Source organism: uncultured Lentibacter sp. (assembly GCF_937123735.1).
Lineage (GTDB): Bacteria > Pseudomonadota > Alphaproteobacteria > Rhodobacterales > Rhodobacteraceae > Lentibacter.
The window spans coordinates 1-2,390 of the sequence record NZ_CAKZKL010000015.1 but is presented as its reverse complement, the minus strand read 5'-3'; the positions used below and the strand labels follow the sequence as shown (position 1 = coordinate 2,390).

General features: G+C 61.3%; 2 protein-coding genes. One reads left to right on the top strand and one right to left on the bottom strand.

All coding sequences use genetic code 11. The features are described 5' to 3' along the window. On the top strand, positions 1 to 2,076 hold a 2,076-nt coding region (gene dnaE / locus Q0478_RS04430; protein WP_298676601.1), incomplete at its 5' end, for a DNA polymerase III subunit alpha. A gap of 116 nt (positions 2,077 to 2,192) precedes the next feature. Here the strand turns inward: dnaE and Q0478_RS04425 are convergent. Beyond that, positions 2,193 to 2,387 (bottom strand): SlyX family protein, encoded by a 195-nt coding sequence (locus tag Q0478_RS04425; RefSeq protein ID WP_298676602.1) that lies wholly within the window; start codon positions 2,385 to 2,387, stop codon positions 2,193 to 2,195. Positions 2,388 to 2,390: the final 3 nt, after the last annotated feature.

Genomic DNA, 2,390 nt, shown 5'->3' with positions numbered 1-2,390 from the left:
GAGAAGGCTTTGGCCGAGGAGCCGCGGCTGCGTGAAGAGGCGAAGAACGAGGAAGTTGTGGCGCGCTTGCTGGATTATGGCCAGCAGGTGGAGGGCTTGCTGCGCAATGCCTCGACCCACGCGGCGGGGGTTGTGATTGGCGACAGGCCGCTGGATGCGCTTGTGCCGCTCTATCAGGATCCGCGCTCGGACATGCCTGCGACGCAGTTCAACATGAAGTGGGTGGAGCAGGCGGGGCTGGTGAAGTTTGACTTCCTTGGCCTGAAGACGCTGACCGTGATTCAGAATGCGGTGGACCTTATTCATGCTGAGGGGCGCGATTTGCACCATGCGGCGGACGGCACGCTTTTGTATGAGCCACCGGCGGGGGCGGAGAACGATATTGGCGCGATCCCTCTGGATGATGCCAAGTCTTACGAGCTTTATGCGCGGGCCAAGACTGTGGCTGTGTTTCAGGTGGAAAGTTCGGGGATGATGGATGCGCTCAAGCGCATGAAGCCGACCTGTATTGAGGACATCGTGGCGCTTGTGGCGCTCTACCGCCCCGGCCCGATGGAGAACATTCCGACCTATTGCGAGGTGAAGAACGGGCTGAAAGAGCGCGAATCTGTGCACCCCTCGATTGACTATATTCTTGAGGAGACGCAGGGCATCATCGTTTACCAAGAGCAGGTGATGCAGATTGCTCAGGTGATGGCGGGCTATAGCCTCGGCGGAGCCGATCTGTTGCGCCGGGCGATGGGTAAGAAGATTGCCGAGGAGATGGCCAAGGAGCGCCCCAAGTTTGAACAGGGGGCGATGGCCAACGGGGTGGACAAGAAGAAGGCCTCGGAGGTGTTTGACCTTCTGGAAAAGTTTGCCAACTACGGTTTTAACAAATCGCACGCGGCGGCCTATGCTGTGGTGAGCTATCAGACCGCGTGGCTGAAGGCGAACCACCCTGTCGAGTTTATGGCCGGTGTGATGAACTGCGATATCCACCTCACCGACAAGCTGGCTGTTTATTTTGAAGAGGTGCGCAAGGGGCTTGAGCTGCGCTGGGAGCCGCCCTGTGTAAACCGCTCCGACGCGACCTTTACGGTGAAAGACCAGGTGCTGCATTATGCGCTGGGCGGGCTGAAGAACGTGGGTGTGGAGGCGATGAAGCTGATCACCGAGGCGCGGGGCAGCGAGCCGTTTGTGACGCTGTTTGACTTTGCGCGGCGTGTGGACCTTAAGCGCGTGGGCAAGCGCCCCTTGGAGATGCTGGCGCGGGCGGGGGCCTTTGATGTGCTCGATCGCAACCGGCGGCGGGTGTTTGACAGCCTTGAGGGCTTGATGGCCTATTCGGCGGCTGTGATGGAGCAGAAGACCTCCAACCAAGTGAGCCTGTTTGGCGATGCAGGCGATGATCTGCCCGAGCCGCGGCTGAGCCCTGTGCAGGACTGGCTGCCGGCGGAGCGGTTGGGCGAGGAGTTCAAGGCGGTGGGCTTTTATCTTTCCGGACATCCGCTGGATGACTATATGGCGCCGCTCAAGCGCAAGCAGGTGATCACGCTGGAAGAGGTGGAGGCGCGCGCGCAGGGCGGGCCGTTTTTGGCCAAGATGGCGGGGGTGATTGCGGGGCGGCAGGAGCGCAAATCGGCACGCGGCAACCGCTTTGCTTTTGTGCAGCTTTCGGACACGAGCGGGGCTTATGAGGTGACCGTGTTCAGCGACACGCTGGAAAAGGCGCGCGACTATCTGGAGACCGGCGCGAAAGTGGTTGTGACCTGCGAGGCGACGCTGGAGAGCGACCAGCTCAAGCTTCTGGCGCGCAGCTTTGCGCCGATTGATGCGGTGGTGGCCGATGCGGGCGCGACGGGGCTGAAGGTTTTTGTCGAGGAGCAGGCGGCGATTGGCGCGGTGGCCGAAGTTTTGGCCAATGCGGCCAAAGCGGCGCAGGGCGCGGGCAAGGGGCCGCTGTATTTTTGCCTGATGGACCCGGAGCTTCCCGGCGAAGTCGAAGTGGACGCGGGGCAGAGCTTTCCGATCTCGCCACAGATCAAGGGCGCGATCAAGAGCCTTGGCGGGGTTGTCGAGGTGCAGGACGTTTAAAGGCTGGCGGGCTTGAATGCGGCCGACTGTATCGGTCATCGGATTTGACGATGGTTGCCCCGGCAGGTGACGGGGCGGTGCGCAGTGAATGCGCACCCTACGGGCGGTGTATCAGCCTAGTAATGCGGGGGTTTTTCGTTGCCGCTGAAGATATGAGCGCCTTCGGAGCGGTTGCGGCCTGCTTCGGCGTCGAGCAGGAGTTGCACCTTGCGGGTGAGCAGGGCGATTTCGGTGTCCTGCCGGGCGATGACGGCGGAGAGATCGTCGGTGATGCGCTCCAGATGGGCGATTTTTTCTTCAAGAGGTTCCATGCG